The 1,404-nt window shown below is 52.9% G+C and carries 1 rRNA gene; it reads right to left on the reverse strand.

Going from position 1 to position 1,404, the window contains the following annotated elements:
- Positions 1–16: 16 nt before the first annotated feature.
- A 23S ribosomal RNA gene (locus ACWP87_RS13735) occupies positions 17–1,404 on the reverse strand; the annotation flags it as partial.

Consider the following 1,404-nt stretch of genomic DNA (forward strand, 5'->3'; position numbering starts at 1 on the left):
CCAGTTTGCGCTTTACTTGGTTAAGTCCTCGACCGATTAGTACTGGTCCGCTCCATGCATCGCTGCACTTCCACTTCCAGCCTATCTACCTGATCATCTTTCAGGGGTCTTACTTCCATATAGGAATGGGAAATCTCATCTCGAGGGGGGCTTCACACTTAGATGCTTTCAGCGTTTATCCCTTCCGTTCATAGCTACCCAGCGATGCGCCTGGCGGCACAACTGGTACACCAGCGGAACGTCCATCCCGGTCCTCTCGTACTAAGGACAGCTCCTCTCAAATTTCCTGCGCCCGCGACGGATAGGGACCGAACTGTCTCACGACGTTCTGAACCCAGCTCGCGTACCGCTTTAATGGGCGAACAGCCCAACCCTTGGGACCGACTACAGCCCCAGGATGCGATGAGCCGACATCGAGGTGCCAAACCTCCCCGTCGATGTGGACTCTTGGGGGAGATAAGCCTGTTATCCCCAGGGTAGCTTTTATCCGTTGAGCGATGGCCCTTCCATACGGAACCACCGGATCACTAAGCCCGACTTTCGTCCCTGCTCGACTTGTCAGTCTCGCAGTCAAGCTCCCTTCTACCTTTACACTCTGCGAATGATTTCCAACCATTCTGAGGGAACCTTTGGGCGCCTCCGTTACATTTTAGGAGGCGACCGCCCCAGTCAAACTGCCTACCTGACACTGTCTCCCGCCACGATTAGTGGCGCGGGTTAGAGTGTTCATACAGCTAGGGTAGTATCCCACCAATGCCTCCATCGAAACTAGCGTTCCGATCTCTACGGCTCCTACCTATCCTGTACAAGCGGTACCAACACTCAATATCAAGCTACAGTAAAGCTCCATGGGGTCTTTCCGTCCTGTCGCGGGTAACCCGCATCTTCACGGGTACTATAATTTCACCGAGTCTCTCGTTGAGACAGTGCCCAAATCATTACGCCTTTCGTGCGGGTCGGAACTTACCCGACAAGGAATTTCGCTACCTTAGGACCGTTATAGTTACGGCCGCCGTTTACTGGGGCTTCAATTCTGGGCTTCGCTTGCGCTAACTCATCCTCTTAACCTTCCAGCACCGGGCAGGCGTCAGCCCCTATACATCATCTTACGATTTAGCAGAGACCTGTGTTTTTGATAAACAGTTGTTTGGGCCTATTCACTGCGGCTGACCTTGCGGTCAGCACCCCTTCTTCCGAAGTTACGGGGTCATTTTGCCGAGTTCCTTAACGAGAGTTCGCTCGCTCACCTGAGGATACTCTCCTCGACTACCTGTGTCGGTTTGCGGTACGGGTAGTTTATTTCTCACTAGAAGCTTTTCTTGGCAGTGTGACATCAGGAACTTCGCTACTTTAATTTCGCTCCCCATCACAGCTTGTCCTTAAGGCGGCAAGCATTTCACTCGC

The organism is Lacticaseibacillus sp. 22, assembly GCF_055413445.1.